This is a genomic window from Enterobacter cloacae complex sp. 2021EL-01169 (genome assembly GCF_020733125.1).
Classification (GTDB): domain Bacteria; phylum Pseudomonadota; class Gammaproteobacteria; order Enterobacterales; family Enterobacteriaceae; genus Enterobacter; species Enterobacter roggenkampii.
Map to the genome: position 1 here is coordinate 1 of NZ_JAJFTC010000053.1, position 1,221 is coordinate 1,221.

Here is a 1,221-nt window from a genome sequence, read left to right on the forward strand (position 1 = left end):
TGACCTGCTCCCCGTTGATTAGTACACCCCGATGTTAGTAATGTCTTCATAAGCCACATGAGGACATCCCCATGAAGAAGCGTTTTTCCGATGAACAGATCATCAGTATTCTCCGCGAAGCCGAAGCTGGGGTACCCGCCCGTGAACTCTGCCGCAAGCATGCCATTTCCGATGCCACGTTTTACATCTGGCGTAAGAAGTATGGCGGTATGGAGGTGCCTGAAGTTAAGCGCCTGAAGTCGCTTGAGGAAGAGAACGCCAGACTCAAGAAGCTGCTTGCCGAAGCCATGCTGGATAAAGAGGCGCTTCAGGTGGCTCTTGGGCGAAAGTACTGACGACAGACCAGAAGCGGGAAGCCGTGATGTTGATGTGTGATGCGACCGGTCTGTCGCAACGTCGTGCCTGCAGGCTTACAGGTTTATCCCTGTCGACCTGCCGCTATGAGGCTCACCGTCCGGCTGCTGATGCGCATTTATCAGGGCGCATCACTGAGCTGGCACTGGAGCGCAGGCGTTTTGGCTACCGTCGTATTTGGCAGTTGCTGCGCCGTGAAGGGCTTCATGTTAATCATAAGCGCGTGTACCGGCTTTATCACCTCAGTGGCCTGGGCGTAAAACGCAGAAGACGTCGTAAAGGGCTGGCAACAGAACGTCTGCCGCTGCTCCGTCCGGCGGCGCCCAATCTGACCTGGTCGATGGATTTCGTCATGGACGCACTTTCCACCGGTCGCAGGATCAAGTGTCTTACCTGCGTCGATGATTTCACAAAGGAATGCCTGACGGTCACTGTTGCCTTTGGGATTTCAGGCGTTCAGGTCACGCGTATTCTGGACAGCATTGCACTGTTTCGAGGCTATCCGGCGACGATAAGAACTGACCAGGGGCCGGAGTTCACTTGCCGTGCACTGGATCAATGGGCCTTTGAGCATGGTGTTGAGTTGCGCTTAATCCAGCCGGGCAAGCCAACGCAGAACGGATTTATTGAGAGCTTTAACGGACGATTTCGCGATGAATGTTTGAATGAGCACTGGTTCAGCGATATCGTTCATGCCAGGAAAATTATTAATGACTGGCGGCAGGATTATAACGAATGCCGCCCGCACTCCACGCTGAATTATCAGACACCGTCTGAATTTGCAGCGGGCTGGAGAAAGGGTCATTCTGAGAATGAAGATTCCGACGTTACTAACTGAGTGTTGTATCTAATCGTGGGGGCAGGTCA

The 1,221-nt window shown here is 53.4% G+C and carries 1 protein-coding gene; it reads left to right on the plus strand.

Annotation, left to right across the window (positions count from 1 at the left end; all coding sequences use genetic code 11):
* The first annotated feature begins 71 nt into the window (after positions 1-71).
* Positions 72-1,192 (plus strand): IS3-like element ISSen4 family transposase gene (locus LLF79_RS26825; RefSeq protein WP_096147877.1). Its coding sequence is split into 2 segments (ribosomal slippage): positions 72-330 and positions 330-1,192, totalling 1,122 coding nucleotides; the frame shifts between segments, so codons are not numbered across the junction.
* The last annotated feature ends 29 nt before the right edge of the window (positions 1,193-1,221 follow it).